Below are 18,545 nucleotides of genomic sequence, written 5' to 3'. Positions count from 1 at the left end.
CGAGGATTCGTCTGTTGCTCAATATGGATATTGTATGCATACAAAGTCAATGCAAACAGTGATGCAAAATTGGCTGCCGGACATCCGCAATGCTCAAGGGCCGCTCTATCTGGCGATCTGCGCGGCGATCGGCCGGGATGTGGAGGAGCGTCGGCTCAATCCGGGGGATCGCCTTCCGCCCCAGCGCGAACTGGCCGAAGCGCTGGGCGTGGATACCGGCACGGTCACGCGCGCTTATGCCGAGGCGCGCAGGCAGGGGCTGATCGACGCGGAAGGGCGGCGCGGCAGCTTCGTCCGGGGGAAGGCGGCGTTCGATGCGTCCAGCCAGGTGCCGCCGTTCGACACCGGCATGAACCTGCCGCCGATTCCCTCCAACAGTTCCTATGCCGCCAGTTTCGCGAATGCCCTGCAAGCCGTGCTCGAAGGCCCGGCCGCGGCGAACCGGTTGCAGTATCAGCCTGCGGGCGGCGCTCCGGAAGACCGCGCGGCCGGCGCGCAGTGGCTGGCGGCTTCGGGAATGGAGGCGACGGAGGACAACGTCATCGTCACCAGCGGTGCGCAAACCGCGCTGCATGCGGTTGTCAGTTCCGTTCTGGCGCCCGGCGATGTCGTGTGCACGGGGCCTTTCGTCTATCCGGGCTGGAGCGCGATTTGCCGCCGGCACGGCGTGGCGATCGTGCCGCTCGGCGCGGATCGGCACGGCATCGATCCCGATGCTTTCGCGCGGGCCTGCGAAACCGGGGCGGTTCAATCCACCCCGGTCAGGGCGATCTATCTCGTGCCCGACAACGACAATCCGACGACCGCGACGCTCAGCGAGGAACGGCGCCGCCGCATTGCCGAGATCGCGCGGCGGCACGATGTTCTCATCATCGAGGACGATCCCTATTCCCGTCTCGGCAGCGGCGAGATCCCGTCGCTGGCAGCGCTCGCGCCGGAGCGGACGTGGCATGTCGCAAGCCTTTCAAAGCTCGTCTCGCCATCGCTGCGCGTTGCGTACTTGCGCGCGCCGCAGCTTCGGGATGCGCTGCGGCTGGCGACGGATACCTATGAGACCACGATCATGGCGCCTCCGCTCAACCTGGCCGTCTGTACCCAGTGGCTGAACACCGGGAAATGGGCCTCGCTGGTGGCGGAGGTGCGGGACGAGTGCCTTGCGCGGCAGGCTATCGCGGCAGGCATCCTGCCGCATGGGAGCTATGAGGCGGCCCGCGCGGGCTATCACTTGTGGATTGCGCTGGAGCGGGAAGGGCAGTCCGCCGATCTCGTGCGGGCGCTGCGGCCGCTCGGCATCTCGGTCGTGTCGGGAGAGCAGTTCCGCATCGACCCCGAGGCCCGTCATGCGGTGCGTATCTCGATCGGCGGCAGCGCCGATCGGCAATGCATCGAACGGGCGCTGAAGATGGTGGATGCGATGATCCACCATCAGGATGGCCGTTTCAGCCCGATGGTCTAGCCTCAACGGCCCGGAACTTCACCCGAAGCTCCGGGTCGTCGAGCCTCGGTCAGGCCGTTTCCGTTTCCATGAGGGCGGCGACCTGTTCGGGATCGCCCAGGATCAGGCCGATGCGCTGGTGAAGTCCGACCGGGGTCACGTCGAGCACGCGGTTCCAGCCGTCGGTCGAGGCGCCGCCCGCCTGTTCGACCAGGAAGCTCATCGGATTGGCTTCGTAAAGCAGGCGCAGGCGCGCCTTGCCCGGCGTGCGGTGATCGGCGGGATAGAGGAACACGCCGCCGCGCTTCAGGATGCGATGCACGTCGGCAACCATCGAGGCCGTCCAGCGCATGTTGTAGTCCCGGCCGCAGGGGCCCTTGCCGTCAGTCAGGCGCTCGTCGATGTAGCGCACCACGGTTGGCGACCACTGCGGGCGGCGCGCCATGTTGATGGCGATTTCGCAATTGCCCGAAGGAATCTGCATGGGGCCGTCGGTCATGATCCAGGCGCCCAGTTCGCGATCCAGCGTAAACTCGTAGACACCGGAGCCCAGGGTCAGCACCAGCAGCGTCTGCGGGCCGTAGATCGCATAGCCGGCAGCGACCTGCGCGGTCCCGGGCTGGAGGAAATCTTCCTCTCGTACTTCGCGGCCCGCGCATTCGTCAGGCGCGCGCAGCACGGAGAAGATCGTGCCGACCGAGAGGTTTACGTCGACATTGCTGGAACCGTCGATCGGATCGTAGACCAGCAGGTATTCGCCCTTGGGATAGCGGTTGGGGATGGGATGGATCGTTTCCATCTCTTCCGAGGCCATTCCGGCGAGGTGGCCGCCCCACTCGTTGGCATCCAGCAGCAGTTCGTTGGCGAGCACGTCGAGCTTTTTCTGAACTTCGCCCTGCACGTTCTCGCTGTCGAGGCTGCCCAGAACGTCGCCCAGCGCGCCCTTGGCGATGGCGTGGTTCACCGTCTTGCAGGCGCGCGCCACGGTTTCGATCAGCAGGCGCAGTTCGGGCGGGCAGGTCGAGTTCGGCTCGCGCTGCTTTTCGAGCAGGAAGCGGGTGAGTGTCGGTTTCATATCAGCTTCCTTACCCCATGTTCCGGACAAATCCATGGCACTGCGAGCACATCCTGCCCCTTCGGGCCGGCATTACGCCGCGTCTTGCAGCCGCCGGGCTACTTGCGGGCCATGCGCGAAGGCGGTGGCCTTGGCAATGGCCTCATCGTCGGGGCGGATGCCGGTATAGAGCACGAATTGCTCGATGGCCTGGAGCACGATCACTTCCGCGCCGGAGATCGCCGTCTTTCCTGCGGCGAGGGCGGCCTTGATAAAGGGCGTTTCGGCGGGCTGCGCCACCACGTCGAAGGCGACGTCGCAGGCGGCGATCTGCGCGGGCGTGAAGGCGAGTTCGCCGGCCTGCGCGCCTTCCATGCCGAGCGGCGTGACGTTGACAAGCATCGCCGCCCCCTGTTCGGGAAGCTCGGGGAGCCAGCGGAAACCGTACTGTTCGGCAAGGGCGGGGCCGGCTTCGGCATTGCGGGCGATAATCGTGCCCTGGCGGAAGCCGAGATCGCGAAGCGCGGCCATGACCGCCTTGGCCATGCCGCCGCTGCCGCGCAGCAGGAACGGCGTGGCCGGATCGATGCCGCGCCGGGCAACGAGATCGCGCACGGCGGTATAGTCGGTATTGTAGCCGGTCAGCACGCCTTCGTCGTTGACGATGGTGTTCACGCTGTCGATGGCGCGGGCCGAATCCTCAAGCCCGTCGAGCAGGGGGATCACCGCTTCCTTGAACGGCATCGAGATCGCGCAGCCACGAATGCCCAGCGCCCGCAGGCCGCCGATGGCCGCTGGCAGGTCCGTGGTGGAGAAGGACTTGTAGACATAGTCCAGCCCCAGCAGCCCGTAGAGCGTGTTGTGCAGACGCGACCCGGCGTTGCCGGGGCGGGCGGAAAGCGACATGCACAGGCGCGTGTCCCGGCCGATCGATTGTTTTGCGCTGAAGTCGGTCATCATGGTCAGGCTCCGATGGGCTGGTTGGCGCGGGCGTGAGGGCCGCTCGATCCGCGCGTGATGAGGCGTCCCGCCAGCACGACCTTGCGGGCAGGCGCTTCGGGATGGTCCAGCCGGTCCAGCAGCATGGTCATCGCGGTGCGGCCGATCTCCTCGACCGGCTGTTCGATCACCGAGAGCCCGTCGCCGACGAATTCCATCCAGTCGTTGTTGTCGAACCCGGCAAGGGCAATGTCGCCGGGCACAGCGAGATCGAGGTCGCGCAGCGCACGCAGCACGGTGAGCAGCATGACGCCGTTGCTGGCGACGAGCGCGTCCGGGCGAACCGGGCCGCAGAGCAGTTCCCTGACCGTGCGTGCCGCGGCCTCGGCGGCGTGCGGCATCTCGACCGTGACGGCCTCCATGCCGAACTTGCGGGCCGCTTGCTCGAACCCGGCGCGGCGCTCGATCCCGGTGCTGCTGGCGGCGCCGAACAGCCCGGCCACGCGGCGGTGGCCCTGGGCGTGGAGGTGCGCCACCAATTCGGCGGCCATGGTTTCGTTGTCTAGCAATACCGTGTCGAGACCGGCGCTGGGCAGGCTGCGGTCGATCAGGACGACGGGGAAGCCCGGTTCCAGCCGCTCGGCCTTTTCGACCCATTGGCGGCAGGGCGCGAAGATCACCCCGGTTACGCGTTCCTCGTGCATCAGTTCGAGATAGCCGGCCTCCTTGGCCGGGTCTTCGTCGGTGTTGCACAGGATCACCCGCATCCCGCGTGCGGTGGCGAGGCTTTCGATGGCGCGCGAGACCGCGGTGAAGAAGGGGTTGCGGATATCGGCGACGATCAGGCCGATGGTGTTGGTGTGCTGGGAGCGCAGGCGCCGCGCCGCAAGGTTGGGGCGGTAGCCGGTGGACTTCACGGCCGCCAGCACCCGCTCGTGCATCGCGGGATCGACGCTGCGGCCTGACAGCACCCGCGAAACGGTGGCGGGGGACACTTCGGCAACCCGGGCTACGTCCTTGATTCCAACTGTCATCCGCAATGCGCCATTCGAGAAATCGTTCTCACTTGTTAGGGCGTTTTGCCCCTCTCCTGCGGGAGACTATGCATCACGTTCTCTCAAGATCGCAAGCATTCTCTTGACAAGCGCTTTGAGAAAACGTTTTCTAAGTACATCACAGACCCGTCGTCAAAACGGTCAGGAGAGGCCTGAAATGCTCGCAGATGCGCCCGCCTCGGGGGTAGAGGATCTCGTTCGAATCGATGCCAGCGCGGCAGACAAGGTCGATGCGATTCGCCAGGTCGGCCAGCTTCTGGTCGCCGCCGGCTGCGTTGCGCCCGGATACGAGGAAAGCATGGTCCGCCGGGAGGGCGTGGCGAACACGTTCCTGGGCGCGGGCGTGGCGATCCCGCATGGCCTGGGCGAGGACAAGGGCCTGGTCCGCCGCGACGGCGTGGCGATCCTCCAGTTGCGCGAAGGGGTCGAATGGAACCCCGGCCAGCGCGCCCATCTGGTGGTGGGCATCGCCGCCAATTCGGACAGCCACATCGCCATCCTGCGCCGCCTGACCCGCCTCATCCAGGACGAGCCGCGCCTTGCCGCGCTGGTCGCCACCGACGATCCGGCCGCCTTTTCCCGCGCGCTGTGGGAAGACGGCGCGGCTGCCGCCCCGTCCGAACCGGCGGCAGACTATGCTGAAACCACAGAATGGACGGTCGACTACCCAACCGGCCTCCATGCCCGCCCCGCCTCGGCCTGGGTCGAAGCGGCGCGTGCCTCTGGCGTGCGCCTGCGCGTGCGCCACGGCGGAGAGAGCGCCGATCCCCGCAGCCTCGTTTCCCTCCTCCAACTGGGGCTGCGTGCTGGTGATCGGGTGACTCTCTCCGCCGAAGGGGCAGGCGCGCGGGCGGCGCTGGACAGCTTTGCCGCCGTGGTCCGCCGCCTGACCGTGCGCGAGAAGGAAGACGCCGCGCGTGCCGCCGAAAAGGCCGCCGCGCCGATCCGCGGCTGGAAGCCCGTGGGCGAGGCGCGGATGATCGCGGGCGTCGCCGCCAGTCCGGGCCTCGCCATCGGCAAGGTCCATGTGCTTTCTGCGCAGGAACTCGACGTGCCCGACCGGCCGACCGATCTGGCCAGCGGTGGCACCCAGCTGAACGATGCGCTCACCCGCACCCGCGCGCAGATGAAGGCGCTGATCGACGATACCACCCGGCGTCTGGGTGCGGGCGATGCCGCGATCTTCAAGGCGCAGGCCGAACTGCTCGACGATACCGATCTCATCACGCTCACCTGCCAGCTCATGGTCGAGGGGCACGGGGTGGCATGGTCGTGGCATCAGGCGGTGGACCGTATCGCCGGGCAGCTTTCGGCGCTGGGCAATCCGGTGCTCGCCGCGCGCGCGGCGGATCTGCACGATATCGGCCGCCGCGTTCTGGCCGAGATCGATCCTGCGCTTGCGGCCGGATCACTGACCGATCTGCCCGAGGAGCCCTGCGTGCTGGTCGCGGCGGACTTGTCACCTTCGGATACCGCCACGCTCGATACCGCGCGGGTTGCGGGCATTGCCACGGCGCTGGGCGGGCCGACTTCGCACAGCGCGATCCTGGCCCGCACGCTCGGCTTGCCTTCGGTCGTGGCGGGCGGCGCGGACCTGATGGGGCTTGCCGCCGGGGCCACCGCGATCGTCGATGGCGACAGCGGCCGCGTCTGGCTGAACCCGTCGGAGGCCGATCTCGCCTCTGCCCGCGCGTGGATCGCGGCGCTCGCCGAAAAGCGCGCCGCCGAAGAAGCCGAGCGCGGCAAGCCTGCCGAAACCCGCGACGGCCACCGCGTGGAGATCGCCGCCAACGTCAATCGCCCCGATCAGGTCGCTTTCGCGCTGGCGCAGGGCGGCGAGGGCGTCGGCCTGATGCGCACCGAATTCCTGTTTCTCGAACGCGGCGACAGTCCGGGCGAGGACGAGCAGGCCGAAATCTACCGCGCCATGACCGAGGCGCTGGAAGGGCGCCCGCTGGTGGTGCGTGCGCTCGATATCGGCGGCGACAAGCAGGTGCCGCATCTTGACCTCCCGCGCGAGGAGAACCCTTTCCTTGGCGTACGCGGCGCGCGACTCTTGCTGCGCCGCCCGGACCTGCTGGAGCCGCAGCTTCGCGCGCTGTACCGCGCCGCCAAGTCCGGCGGCGATCTTTCGATCATGTTCCCGATGATTACCTCCGTCCACGAACTGATCGCGCTGCGTGCCCGCTGCGAGGAGATCCGCGTCGAGCTGGACGCGCCGACGATTCCCGTGGGCATCATGATCGAGGTTCCCGCCGCCGCCATCCAGGCGCGCTCGCTGGCGGCCCATGCCGATTTCTTCTCGATCGGCACGAACGACCTTACCCAATATGTCCTCGCCATCGACCGGCAGAACCCGGAACTGGCGGGCGATGCCGAAAGCCTGCACCCCGCCGTGCTGCGCATGATCGCGGCGACGGTGGAGGGCGCGAAGGCGCATGGCCGCTGGGTCGGCGTCTGCGGCGGCATTGCCGGCGATCCCTTCGGCGCGGCGCTGCTGGTGGGGCTGGGCGTCAGCGAACTGTCGATGACCCCGCGCGACATTCCGGCGGTGAAGGCCCGCATTCGCGGCGCCAGCCTCGAAAGCCTGCGCACGCTTGCCGCCAGGGCGCTCGACATGGAAAGCGCCGGCGAAATCCGCGCGCTGGACGGGCCGAAAATCGAAGAGGGGGAAGGCTGATGCGCACTCTTACGGTCACCTTCAACCCGGCCATCGACCAGACCGTCATGCTTGACCGGCTGGTCGTGGGCGAAGTCCACCGCGCCCGTTCGGTGCGTCAGAACGCGGGCGGCAAGGGCGTGAACGTCGCCAGTTGCCTGGCCGACTGGGGCATGCCGGTGTCCGCCTACGGCCTGCTCGGCAGCGACAATGCCGCCGCGTTCGATGCGCTGTTCGCCGCCAAGGCCATCGAGGACCGCTTCATCCGCATCGCCGGGGCCACGCGGGTCAACCTCAAGCTGGTGGACGCGACGGGCACGACCGATATCAATCTCGACGGGATCGCCGTGGATGCGGGGCGCGCCGAAATGGTGGCGGCAACCATCTGCGAAGCCGCGCGTGAGGGCGATCTGGTGGTCCTGGCCGGAAGCCTGCCGCCGGGCTGCCCGCCCGACAGCTACGTCACGCTCACCGCACGCCTGCGCGCGGCCGGGTGCCGGGTGGTGCTCGACACCAGCGGCCTGCCGCTCAAGTGCGCGCTTACCGCCGATGTTCTGCCCGATGTGGTGAAGCCCAACCGCGACGAACTGGCGCAATGGCTCGGCCGTCCCCTGTCCGATCTGGCCGCGCTTTCCGAAGCGGCGGCGCAGCTGCACGGGCGCGGCGTTTCGTTGGTCGTCGTGTCGATGGGCGAGGAAGGGGCGCTGTTCCTGTCCTCGGAAGGCGCCGTTACCGCGCGTCTCGCCATCGGACAGGTCGCCAGCACGGTGGGCGCGGGTGATGCGATGGTCGCGGGTATCGTGGCGGCTCTGGGCGAAGGCGCGGATCTTGAACGCACCGCCCGCCTCGCCACCGCGTTCGCGGTCGCCAAGCTCGGCATGGCGGGGCCGAACCTGCCCGCCCTGCCCACGGTGCATGCACTGGCCGATGAAGTGGCCGTCACGCCGTCGATGCTGCCGGGCTGTACCCGCCCGCAAACGATCAAGGCCGGAGAGGAATGATGGGCAAGCTCTACGCAGTTATCGATGCGGCCGATTCCGCCGTACAGGGCGTGCTCGCAGGGGAAGCGCTGCGCAAGGCGGCGCGGGCCAAGGGCCGCGATATCGAGATCGAGGTGCGCACCGGGCAAGGCGTGCTCAATCCGCTTCCGCCGGAATTGCAGGCGGGCGATACCCTGCTGCTGGTCGCCGCCCATGACGAGGCCGCAGCCGCACTCCCGCTCACGCCGCTTCGCCGTGTCACGCTGGAGGCGGTGCTGGCCGATCCCGAAGCTGCCCTGGCGCAGGAGCCGCAGGTTTCCGCCGATTTGCCGCGCGTAGTGGCGATCACCTCATGCCCCACCGGCATCGCCCATACCTTCATGGCCGCCGAAGGCCTTGAGGAAGGCGCCAAGCAGCTGGGCTATCCGATCCGCGTGGAAACGCAGGGCTCGGTCGGCGCCGGTTCGCCGCTGACGGCGGAAGAGATCGCGGCGGCCGACGTGGTCATCATCGCCGCCGACCGCGAGGTCGACCGTGCGCGCTTCGGCGGAAAGCGGGTCTTCGCATCGAGTACCAAGCCCGCCATCTCCGGCGGCAAGGCCCTGATCGAGCGTGCTCTCACCGAGGCGAAAGTGCAGGGCGGCGCGGCCTCTGCCGAGACTTCCGGCGGCGCTGCCGAACGTGCCGGTCCCTACAAGCACCTGATGACCGGCGTTTCCTTCATGCTGCCCTTCGTGGTCGCGGGCGGCCTGCTGATCGCCATGGCTTTTGCGCTGGGCGGTATCGATGCCAACAGCGCAGGCGCCGAGGGAACACTTGCGGGTGCCCTGTTCCGCATCGGCGCGCAGGGCGGTTTCGCGCTGATCGTGCCGGCGCTGGCGGGCTATATCGCCTATTCGGTGGCGGATCGGCCCGGCATCGCGCCGGGGATGATCGGCGGGATGCTGGCCGCCAATCTGGGCGCGGGTTTCCTGGGCGGCATCGTGGCGGGCTTCATCGCCGGTTACGGCGTCGAATGGCTCAACCGGCTTATCAAGCTGCCCAAGAACCTTGCGGGCCTGAAGCCGGTGCTGATCCTGCCGCTGCTGGGCACGCTGCTGACCGGGCTGCTGATGATCTATGCGGTCGGCACCCCGGTCGCCGCCGCGCTGGCGTTCCTGACTGAGTGGCTGCGCTCGATGCAGGGATCGAGCGCGATCCTGCTGGGCGTGATCCTGGGCGCGATGTCGGCCTTCGACATGGGCGGGCCGGTCAACAAGGCGGGCTATGCCTTCTCGGTCGGGCTGATTTCCAGCCAGGTCTATACGCCGATGGCCGCGACGATGGCGGCGGGCATGGTGCCGCCGCTTGCCGTGGGCCTTGCCACCCGCCTGTTCCGCGACCGGTTCTCGGTGGAAGAGCGCGAGGCAGGAGGCGCCGCCGCCGTGCTGGGCCTTGCCTTCATCACCGAGGGCGCGATCCCCTTTGCCGCGCGCGATCCGTTCCGGGTGATCCCGGCGCTGATGGCGGGATCGGCGATTGCCGGGGCCATTTCGATGGCGGCGGGCGCCGAGCTCAAGGTGCCGCATGGCGGCGTGTTCGTCCTGCCGATCCCCGGCGCGGTCACGCATCTGGCGGTCTACGGGCTGGCCATTCTGGCGGGCGTGCTGGTGAGCGGGGTCCTCGTTGGCCTGCTCAAGCCGCGCATGGCCCCGGCGGAAATCGCCGCCGCCTGAATTGATTCCGGGCCGGCGGAAGACCGGGCCGATCCTAGAGAGGATATGTTTCGATGCGGTTCGCACTGCTCAAGGGCGCCTGCTGTGCAGGTGCCGCCGCCCTTTCCTTGCCCTGTTTGACGGCATCCGCCGCCATGGCGCAGGAGGTCGCTTCCGACGAGGCCCCGGTCGCCGACAGGCAGGCCGATGTCCCGAAGCCCTGGCAGCCGCTGGCCGACGACGGCATTACCCTCGCGCTCAGCTACACGGGCGAGGCGGCAACGAACGTCACCGGCGGCCTGCGCCGCGATGCCGCTTATGCCGGGCAGATCTATGTCGGCGCGGACCTCGACATGGACCGCATCGCCGGCATCGGCGGCGGCACGATCCATGCCGCGATCACCAATCGCCACGGGGAAAGCCTCTCGGCGCTGGCGCTGGGCAACAACACCTCGGTTCAGGAAATCTGGGGCACCCAGAACACCCACCTCGCGATCCTGACCTGGGAGCAGAAGCTATTCAACGATCGCCTGATGATCGAGGCGGGGCGCAGCCAGGCCAACATCCATTTCCTGAATTCGCCGATCTACTGCAATTTTCAGGGCAATTCGGGCTGCGGCAACCCGACGTTCGTCTTCAAGAACAGCAACTTCACCTACTTCCCGGCATCCAGCTGGATGATCCGCGCCAAGGCCGAAGTGCTGCCGCATGTGACCGTCCACGTCGGCGCTTACGAGGTCAACCCGGACCGCAAGCGCGCCAGCGACCACGGCTTCAACTTCAGCACGAAGAATGCAACCGGCGTGATCGTGCCGTGGGAACTGGGCTATTCGAACGAAGGCAAGGGCGTGCGCCTGCCCGGCCACTATATCGTCGGCGGCTGGTTCGACCGGGGCGACTATGCCGATCCGCTGCGCGACGATCAGGGCGGCATCGCCATCCTCACCGGGCGTGATCCGCAGACCCGCAAGGGCCGCTCGGGCCTCTATTTCCGCTTCGACCAGCGCCTGACCCGGCCCGATCCCCGTTCGGAGCGCGGCCTCAGCGTGTTCGGCGTGGCGATGACCAACTTGTCCGGCCGGGTGGAGGAAAGCCGCTTCCTCGACTTCGGCGTGGTGCAGACCGGCACTCTTGCCGGACGCGATGCCGATACGATCGGCTTCATGATCAGCGACCAGCGCTTCAGTAACCTCGCGATGGAGCGCATGCGCGCGGCGCGGGTTTCGGCGGGCGGGGATGCCGCCGTCAGCCGCCACCAGTACATGATGGAACTGGCCTACGGCGCGCAGCTCGGCCCGGCGATCCGCATCTCGCCCAATGTGCAGTACATTCTCCACCCCGACCAGACCGGCGCCCCGTTCCGCACGCGCGACATCAAGGATGCGCTGATCTTCGGCTTCAAGTTCACGATAGACGCGCCAACGCTGCTGTCCGGAGGTCGATAAAGGCGGGAGCGCTTGACCGCCGCCGCCGAAGATGATGGAACGGACGCGTGAGCGACGATCTTCCCCGCCCCGAAACTCCATCTCCATCCAGGGCAGAGGCAAAAGCCGAAGTGCGCGCGGCCGAGGCCGCCGCCATCCGCCGGCGATGGATCACGCTGGGCGAAGTGCTGGCCGTGGTCGCAGTCGTCATTTCCGGGCTGACACTCTGGAATAACTGGACCGCGCGCAGCGACGGCGAGGCCGTGAAGCAGGCCGATGCGCAGCGCGCTTCCACCCGCGCCGCAACACTGGTGCTGGTGGCGACAAGTTCCGGCGAACAGGTGCTCACCCTGAAACCTGCTTCGCCCGAACAGTCCGTACAGAGCCAGACCATCCTGTTCCCGACAGCCTTGGGTGTGGCGCCTGCCGAAACCACCGGAGAACCGCGGATCGAGGCCAGGTGGTTCGAGCGGGAACTGGAAAAGGCACGGAACGAGGCCAAGCTCCCCGATAACAGCCGCGGCGACGAGCGGCTGCCGGTTGCGATCAGGACACGGTTCCTGGTCGATGGCGAACCGTACGAAGATGTCGCGCTATACGATATCGGTTACAGCGTTTCCGGTCGCTTCCTGTCCGGCCACAGCGTTGCCCTTCGCGGCGTATCGCTGATTTCCCATGTAAGGAGCGGCGCCGCTCAATCGAAACTCGACGCCCGTTGGGAACGTCTGCGCGCTCGCCCCTGAAGGTCGTCATCTGAACGGGTGGCAAATGCCCGGAAGGTGCACGGGCAATCCGGCCCTTCCGGTCACGCGGAACCGCTGCTCGCTGGCAAGGGGCGGCGAGGCGATTCCCAGCTTGTTGCAGAGTGAGTTTTACGCCGTCTTTTCGGCGTGAACATCTCGATGGCGAGGGGGCATTCCTGCGTGGGTCTGGCCGCTGCTTCTGTCACGCTCTGTCGGTCTCAGTGGCCGTTAGGTGCTCTTCAATGCGTGTGTCCGATCTTAATTCTGTGTCCGGCGAGACCGAAAACCGAGACTGCGATCCTATAAGAAGTTCACGCTGAGCCGGGATCGGCAAAGGTTTGTAGCAGCGGTCGCAGGAGTTGGGTCTTGTTTGGTTTCTTCGTTTCCGGTTTCTGGTTTGCAGGCAGCGTTTTCCTGGCATCCGCAGCCATTCAACTCCTGATCCGGCATCCGGGATTCCGTGGCCCTGCGGCCATCGCCTTTGCGGTCGTCGTGGCATGGGATATGCCGAGCATCAACGCCGCCCTCATCGATATTGCCAGTGCAAGCGGGTCGGCGCCTTCACTTGTCAATGATGTAGATGGGAAAATGATGGAGTTCCTGTACTTCCTGCCCATTCTACCTCTCGGATACGGCCTGTTTGCGGTCATGACCTGGCTGCGCGAGAACTCCCTGGGAACTCACGCGGCGACGAGAATCCAAGCTTGAATACTGTTCTTGTGGCTATGAATATTTTCGCCGGCATGTGATTATGCTCCGGTCACGGGTTGGGCGCGCGTCCTGCGGGCAATGTGTTCCTGAAGAATATTCCTTGCGGCCCCTTCATATCTGGTCGTGATCAGCCAGGCGAAGCCGACGATGACGGGGATCAGAAGATAGGCTTCCCATCCGGTACGCTCCAGGCCTGTGAACCTCTCGAAAGCGCCGGAATAGAGCGCGAGGATCGGCACATGAAGGCCGTAGACCGGATAGGAAACGACCCCCAGAAAGCGGCCGCCGGGGATCACTGTGCGATGGCCTGCGATAACCGCAAGAACGAGCGTGCATGGCAGGATGACAGCGGTGACGAATAGCGTCCATCTGACGTCATTTATCGGTAGGCAAAGCGACAGGATCAGAAGCAGGGCTGCGACGTACGAAGCCCAGGCTCCGGCTTTCGGCAGGGCTTGGCGGAATGCGTGTATCAGCAGGCCGATCAGGAAACCGAAGGATACGCGTGCGAGGCCGCCGGTAAATGTCGGCAGGTTCCAGCCCATGTCCATTGTTCCGTGAATTCCGGCAAGACGGGTCAGAGCGATCAGGCTGATCGCGGCGAGAACCAGGAGCGTCCCGCGTCTCCTGGCGACCAGAAACCCGGCCCATGCGAAGTTCACAAGGATTTCGAAGAACAGTGACCAGAGGGGGCCGTCCGCCGGGAAGAGTTCCCAACCGGTTGCCGATGCTTGCCACCATTTGGGCAGCAGCAGGAGGTTGAGCGCAGCGCTGGCGAGGATATCTTGCAGGCTGTCAGACCTCGCGGGTACGGCGATCCAGCGAGCAAGGAGGTAGGCTGCACCCATCAAGACGCCCAACACGATGATTGGCGCCACTCTGATGATGCGTTTCGTCGCAAAATCCCCGAATGTCATGCCGTTCAGAAGTCGCGCGCGGTAGGCTTCCGCGATGACAAAGCCACTCAGCATGAAGAAGAAATCGACAGCGAGATACCCGTTCGCGGCCAGCGGCGGGGCGCCCGTTCGGGTTCCGATGTGAAAGATCAGGACCGCCATCGCGGCGATGCCGCGCATTTCATCCAGAAACCCGTAGCGATCATGTGTGGAATTCGCGGACTGCATCGGCAGTAATCCCTGGGCGTGCATTTCGGGAACCGGCTTGCGCCGAAGTTCGGACGACATCGTTGGCTGCCGTCATGGGCTCGCGGATGAAATAGGGGGAAGATGCGGCTCTCACCGGGCGGTCCGGCTGGAAGGAAAGCGCTGTCGCAAGGCCGAAGCCGAAAGCCGCGACAAAGTCGAAATTGGCATCCGCGATCATCAGCGACACGGTGAACATCGGTATGTAGGCAAAGCGGAAACCCGAAGCGAGAATCCGCAGTTCCGGGCTGCTCGCCGAGCGAAGGCAGCTTTGAGCGATGAATGCGCAGAAAAAGACGCCTCCGAGGATACCCGTGGCGCTGAATATGGCGACGATGCTGCTCGACGCCCGTGTGCTTCCCAGACCAATGCCGAAGCCATGGCTTTCGAAAACGCTGGCGAGCGCAATCGAACGCCACATTCCGCGTTCCTCGTAGGAGTGCGATGAGCCTTTCTGCAGGACCATACGGTCGATCATGGCATAGATCGGATCAAGCAGGTCCGGCTTGAGAAGCAGGGTCATGGTCACGCCGGTCAGGATGGCGATCGGCACGGATAGTTCGCCGAGAAGGCCTTGCCGGTAGATCAGCCCCGTGTGCTGCGGCTTGTTCGCCCTGAGCAGCCATTCGGCACATGCCATCGCCACGAAGAGGCCCATGCCCACGTAAGCAGCAGAGGATTTCGACTGCCAGCAGAGCAGGAGCAACGCGATCAGAATGGGCGGACAAACCCTGGTTCGCAGCGCAATGTTGGTGATTGCGCGCCTGTAGAAGTAAAGGCTGCACAGGAAGCCGAGGCAATAAGTGCCGAACGCGGAAGCTTCCGGCATCAGGCCGACGACGCGTTTGGAGCCCATGACCTCCACTTCCGTGGCCAGTGCATAGGATGCAGTCCTGAACGGCTGCAGCAAGGGAGCCAGCGGCAGGAACTGGCTCGCATAGTCAAGCAGGCCGGTGACGATCAGCATGGCTGCGCCGAGGCAGAGCGCCTGAAGGGCATGCTGCCGCATGTCCGGCGATCGCAGGTGCCTGGCAAGCGCGAAGACCGTGAACACCGATATCGTCATGTAGACCCATTGGGAGAGATTCTGCGTCGATGGGGCCAAGGGTGCCGTGGTGCGGAGTACGCCGCGTACAGGAACGACGAGCAGGTCGCCGGCAAGCAGGCGGGGCATGAAAAAGGTCGTGACCGTGGCGATCGTCCAGAAGGCGAACAGGAACAGAAGCCGGTTCGGCATGATCGCCATCGACAGCAGGGCCGATGGGCCTTGCCTGTTGAGGAAGGCTTTTGCGATGACCACTATCGCAGCGATGGGCGTGGCGATGAACGTCAGCCCTCCGGTGAGTTGGGTGGGGATCACCGCGAAAGCGCCGAACGGCATGGTTGCGAAGAAAAGATAGAGCGCAACCGGCCGCCGGCTTGCGGCTGCCCAGATGACGAGCAGCCAGAACAAGGCGATGGGAATCGCATTCATTGCCGGTTCTTCCCGTGCTGCCGGGATGCGGTGCGGAGGTTAGAGGGTATCAGGCTGACCTCCGTGGGTTGGCGATCTGGACGTGGCTGGAGACTAGCCCGGAGTGGTCTGCAGGCGCAGTCGGGTCATCTCCGTTCCGGTGTCAGTTTTGATCGCTGACCAGTGTGGGCGCGGCTCATCTCTTCCATACCTGGCATTTGCTGTAGTCGCGGCTGATGGCTGGGACGGGGGTTATGGAGGGGCCGCGTGAATTTCGACGGCATACCGGTTGCATCGCGAATGCCTGGGGAGTTGTATCGGATACGGATGAGTTCGACTTGAAGGAGAGAAAATACTGGCGCACCGTTTGATTGAGGCGGGTTTTGCATGGTGATGGATAGGTGTTTACACATAATCTATCTGTGCAATTGCATTATTGGTTGTGTCTGTGATGGTAACCATCGCTGTAAGTCTGTCGTAGTGATATGATCCGTTACTTCCGGGGAAATTCTTCTTCGGGGAACGTTATGACTATCCGGTTAGATGCCCAGACCCACTTCAGCCAGGGGTGGAACACATCGCTTCTTGATGCCGCTGCAAACCTTGGCGTGGATGGCATCCGCGACAGCGTGCCATGGGGGGCGATCGAGAAAGCTGCGGGCAAGTATGACTTTTCGGTTCCGCAGGCTGCCTGGCTCGATCAGGCGCTGCAGAAGGGCCTTGCAGTTACGCTGACGTTTGCGAATGCCAATGCGCTCTACGACCGCGGATACACGGTTTACAGCGATGCGGGGCGCGAGGCTTTCGCCAATTTCGTCGTGGCGACATTGCAGCGCTATCCCAATGTGAGCGCCGTCGAGATCGGCAACGAATACAACTCCAATTCTTTCGTGACCGGCCCTGTGGCGACATCGTCGGCGGCCAACCGCGATGATTATTATGCCAAGCTGGTTGCCGCGGTGGACAGTGCGCTGAACAGGGCGGGACTGGACGTGGAACTTGTAGGAGGCGCCACGCACTCCATCCCGGTGGACTACTTCGCGGACCTCAAGGCACTCGGAACACTGGGCCTCCTCGATGCGGTTTCCATCCATCCCTATACCACGCCGCCCGAGCAGTTTGCCGACCAGATCGAGGTGCTGCGCGGCGTGATCGGCAAGGACATGGCGATCAAGGTTACCGAGTTCGGTGCGAATTTCGCCTCGCTCGACGATGCGCCGGCCTATCTTGCGAAAATGCTCAGCGTCATGGGGGATGCCGGTATCGAGAGCGCGAGTTGGTATGCACTGGCGCGCCAGTCCTACTTCCCGAACATGGAGCTCTGGAATACCCAGGGCGCCAGCGCGACGCCGGCGGGAGAGGCTTTTCGGGTATTCGACAGCCTGCTGGCTGATGCCGACGTGATCCGACGGGTCGCGACCGATGATTTCACTTACCTGTACACTTTCGGCGATCATGCGGCGGTGCTTTGGGGGCAGACGGGTTCCGTCAGCCTGGCGAAGGGCGTGTCCGCCTATGATCTCGACGGCAATCGGATCGCGAACTTCGACGGCAGGATTTCTGCGGATACTCCGATCATCCTGAAGTCCGAGGGGGTGATGACGGGAGCGTCGGTCCAGTTCCACGCGGGAAATCTCGTTGCGGACAGCTATGACCAGTTTGACGTGACCAATCAGGATGCGGCAGGTGCCGGGTTCGAGGGGCCATGGTCGTACTTTTCCCTGTCCGGCACCGGCCAGGTCGCCGCGTTGCAAACGATGGGGGGCGGATTGAAAGGGGGGGAACTGTGGACTCCGTATCTGGGTTCGCAATGGCTCCGCCCGCTGGAGATCAATGCGACAACGCTGACACCCGTTGATTTCGGCGGAGGCAAGAGCGCGGCGGCCCGTTACGGCATTATCGAGCGGTACACCGCCCAAACTGGCGGTCTGTTCACGATCAAGGGCACATATGATGTTGCCGATCAGAGCCTCGACGGGATTTTGCTGAAGGTCACCGTGAACGGGAAGGAGATTCTCCAAAAGGAGATCTATGACCCCGCGAAGGGCAATGCATACGATTTCAGCCTGGCTCACGTATCGCTCGCGGCAGGGGATCAGGTCGATTTCATCGTGCAATCGGGCGCCAGCTCAAGCGGCGATGTTACCACGCGCCATATCCAGATCTACTCCGAGAAGGCTGTTGCTGCCACGGTCCAGGCTGCAACCCTGGATTACTCGGGCGCGGGGGCCGGATTGCAGGTCAACCTGACGAAGGGGGCGGCGATCGTGGATGGCAAGCGCGCAGCCATCAGCGGGTCGGACGTGAAGGGATCGGCCCATGCCGATATCCTTGTCGGGGACGGGAAGGGCAATCGTATCGACGGCGGCGCGGGTGACGATCGTCTGGACGGACTTGCCGGAGATGACGTCCTGATCGGCGGAAAGGGCAATGACAGGATCGACGGCGGGATCGGGGCCGACCGCATGGAAGGTGGCGACGGCGACGATACCTATTTCGTCGACGACCGTGGAGACAGGGTGATCGAAAGCGGTGCGCAGGGCGGCGTCGATACCGTCAGGTCGCAGGTCGATTTCACGCTTGGCGACAGTATCGAGCGGCTCTACCTGACCGGCACGGCCAACCTCCATGGTATGGGCAATGCTCTGGCGAACATTCTCTACGGCAACGACGGGAACAACGTCCTGAATGGCGGCAAAGGCGCGGACAAGCTGACAGGTGGGGCCGGCGCGGACACCTTCGTATTCGATTATCTCGAAACAGGTGCGAATGCCGATACCATCCTCGATTTCCAGAGCGGTGTCGATCACATCGAGATCGACAAGGACATCTTCGCTGCGCTGGCCCCGCTTCGCCCGGGTTCGCCCGCGACCCTCGACTATGGCCGCAAGGCTGCTTCGGCCGATACGCATCTGTTCTACGATGCCTCTGCCGGGACGCTCTACTATGATGCCGATGGTAGCGGGTCTGCCGCGGCCGTTGCCCTTGTCACCCTCCGTGGAAAGCCGATGATCGATGCGACCGATATCATCCTTGCCTGACATGCAGGAAACTGGCGGTGAGCCGCTGGTTGGCCATAGGGAGGGCTTTGGCCCTTGCTCCGGTGAATTCATGCCGGGGCCGAGCAGGCGAAAGCCCTGGGGGGCATCCCGGAGAGAACCGCTGCCGGAGATCGCGCATCCTCATCGCCCCTCGCTTCTGCTTGGCCGCGTGTTTGCAGCCGAGTCCGACGACAGGAATCCGATGATGGGGATTG

13 protein-coding genes are annotated in these 18,545 nt (G+C 65.0%); 8 read left to right on the top strand and 5 right to left on the bottom strand.

Annotated elements, in window-relative coordinates; all coding sequences use genetic code 11:
* Window positions 1–61 precede the first annotated feature (61 nt).
* The gene (locus tag ACLIMP_RS15900) at window positions 62–1,456 is read left to right on the top strand and encodes an aminotransferase-like domain-containing protein (protein WP_324696718.1); all 1,395 of its coding nucleotides are present in this window, start codon (window positions 62–64) and stop codon (window positions 1,454–1,456) included.
* A 49-nt stretch (window positions 1,457–1,505) separates the two neighbouring features.
* On the opposite strand, the gene ACLIMP_RS15895 is transcribed toward ACLIMP_RS15900, so the two are convergent.
* The 3 genes from ACLIMP_RS15895 to ACLIMP_RS15885 form a co-directional block, all read right to left on the bottom strand.
* Window positions 1,506–2,510 carry a class 1 fructose-bisphosphatase gene (locus ACLIMP_RS15895; RefSeq protein WP_132469723.1) on the bottom strand — a complete coding sequence of 335 codons (1,005 nt, stop codon included), beginning with the start codon at window positions 2,508–2,510 and terminating at the stop codon, window positions 1,506–1,508.
* Between the two features lie 72 nt (window positions 2,511–2,582).
* Window positions 2,583–3,449 carry a shikimate 5-dehydrogenase gene (locus ACLIMP_RS15890; protein WP_324696716.1) on the bottom strand — a complete coding sequence of 289 codons (867 nt, stop codon included), beginning with the start codon at window positions 3,447–3,449 and terminating at the stop codon, window positions 2,583–2,585.
* 2 nt (window positions 3,450–3,451) lie between these two features.
* Entirely contained in the window at window positions 3,452–4,462 is a 1,011-nt protein-coding gene (locus ACLIMP_RS15885; RefSeq protein WP_324696714.1) for a LacI family DNA-binding transcriptional regulator, read from the bottom strand.
* 178 nt (window positions 4,463–4,640) lie between these two features.
* Here ACLIMP_RS15885 and ptsP point away from each other — a divergent pair, with 178 nt between their 5' ends.
* The 6 genes from ptsP (at window position 4,641) to ACLIMP_RS15855 (ending at window position 12,691) form a co-directional block, all read left to right on the top strand.
* Window positions 4,641–7,163 (top strand): phosphoenolpyruvate--protein phosphotransferase, encoded by a 2,523-nt coding sequence (gene ptsP / locus ACLIMP_RS15880; RefSeq protein ID WP_324696712.1) that lies wholly within the window; start codon window positions 4,641–4,643, stop codon window positions 7,161–7,163.
* Window positions 7,163–8,143: a 1-phosphofructokinase gene (pfkB, locus tag ACLIMP_RS15875; RefSeq protein ID WP_054438381.1), complete on the top strand. Its 981-nt coding sequence runs from the start codon at window positions 7,163–7,165 to the stop codon at window positions 8,141–8,143. Before ptsP ends, pfkB begins: the two co-directional genes overlap by 1 nt.
* On the top strand, window positions 8,143–9,837 hold the full coding sequence (locus tag ACLIMP_RS15870; RefSeq protein ID WP_324699074.1) for a fructose-specific PTS transporter subunit EIIC: 1,695 nt from the start codon (window positions 8,143–8,145) through the stop codon (window positions 9,835–9,837). The genes pfkB and ACLIMP_RS15870 overlap by 1 nt, the downstream gene beginning before the upstream one ends.
* Before the next feature lie 53 nt (window positions 9,838–9,890).
* A complete protein-coding gene (locus ACLIMP_RS15865) occupies window positions 9,891–11,261 on the top strand; it encodes a carbohydrate porin (protein ID WP_324696708.1) in 1,371 nt (456 codons plus the stop codon).
* Between the two features lie 47 nt (window positions 11,262–11,308).
* Entirely contained in the window at window positions 11,309–11,983 is a 675-nt protein-coding gene (locus ACLIMP_RS15860; protein WP_324696706.1) for a hypothetical protein, read from the top strand.
* Between the two features lie 366 nt (window positions 11,984–12,349).
* A complete protein-coding gene (locus ACLIMP_RS15855) occupies window positions 12,350–12,691 on the top strand; it encodes a hypothetical protein (protein WP_324696704.1) in 342 nt (113 codons plus the stop codon).
* Between the two features lie 41 nt (window positions 12,692–12,732).
* On the opposite strand, the gene ACLIMP_RS15850 is transcribed toward ACLIMP_RS15855, so the two are convergent.
* Together ACLIMP_RS15850 and ACLIMP_RS15845 are read right to left on the bottom strand one after the other, a co-directional pair.
* Window positions 12,733–13,818 carry an acyltransferase family protein gene (locus ACLIMP_RS15850; protein ID WP_324696703.1) on the bottom strand — a complete coding sequence of 362 codons (1,086 nt, stop codon included), beginning with the start codon at window positions 13,816–13,818 and terminating at the stop codon, window positions 12,733–12,735.
* Window positions 13,793–15,310, bottom strand: a complete 1,518-nt coding sequence (locus ACLIMP_RS15845; protein ID WP_185996744.1) for a hypothetical protein — start codon at window positions 15,308–15,310, stop codon at window positions 13,793–13,795. The genes ACLIMP_RS15850 and ACLIMP_RS15845 overlap by 26 nt, the downstream gene beginning before the upstream one ends.
* 506 nt (window positions 15,311–15,816) lie before the next feature.
* Here ACLIMP_RS15845 and ACLIMP_RS15840 point away from each other — a divergent pair.
* Window positions 15,817–18,330: a calcium-binding protein gene (locus ACLIMP_RS15840; RefSeq protein WP_324696700.1), complete on the top strand. Its 2,514-nt coding sequence runs from the start codon at window positions 15,817–15,819 to the stop codon at window positions 18,328–18,330.
* The last annotated feature ends 215 nt before the right edge of the window (window positions 18,331–18,545 follow it).

Origin of the sequence: Novosphingobium aeonii, from assembly GCF_052279045.1 — a bacterium.
In the GTDB taxonomy this organism is placed as follows: Bacteria; Pseudomonadota; Alphaproteobacteria; order Sphingomonadales; family Sphingomonadaceae; genus Novosphingobium.
Note: the sequence above shows the minus strand (reverse complement) of the source record. Positions and strands in the feature narration are given on the sequence as shown.

Coding starts and splice junctions, on each gene's coding strand:
- ACLIMP_RS15900 (WP_324696718.1), top strand. CDS start 62: ATGCAAAATTGGCTGCCGGACATCCGCAATGCTCAAGGGCCGCTCTAT.
- ACLIMP_RS15895 (WP_132469723.1), bottom strand. CDS start 2,510: ATGAAACCGACACTCACCCGCTTCCTGCTCGAAAAGCAGCGCGAGCCG.
- ACLIMP_RS15890 (WP_324696716.1), bottom strand. CDS start 3,449: ATGATGACCGACTTCAGCGCAAAACAATCGATCGGCCGGGACACGCGC.
- ACLIMP_RS15885 (WP_324696714.1), bottom strand. CDS start 4,462: ATGACAGTTGGAATCAAGGACGTAGCCCGGGTTGCCGAAGTGTCCCCC.
- ptsP (WP_324696712.1), top strand. CDS start 4,641: ATGCTCGCAGATGCGCCCGCCTCGGGGGTAGAGGATCTCGTTCGAATC.
- pfkB (WP_054438381.1), top strand. CDS start 7,163: ATGCGCACTCTTACGGTCACCTTCAACCCGGCCATCGACCAGACCGTC.
- ACLIMP_RS15870 (WP_324699074.1), top strand. CDS start 8,143: ATGGGCAAGCTCTACGCAGTTATCGATGCGGCCGATTCCGCCGTACAG.
- ACLIMP_RS15865 (WP_324696708.1), top strand. CDS start 9,891: ATGCGGTTCGCACTGCTCAAGGGCGCCTGCTGTGCAGGTGCCGCCGCC.
- ACLIMP_RS15850 (WP_324696703.1), bottom strand. CDS start 13,818: ATGCAGTCCGCGAATTCCACACATGATCGCTACGGGTTTCTGGATGAA.
- ACLIMP_RS15845 (WP_185996744.1), bottom strand. CDS start 15,310: ATGAATGCGATTCCCATCGCCTTGTTCTGGCTGCTCGTCATCTGGGCA.
- ACLIMP_RS15840 (WP_324696700.1), top strand. CDS start 15,817: ATGACTATCCGGTTAGATGCCCAGACCCACTTCAGCCAGGGGTGGAAC.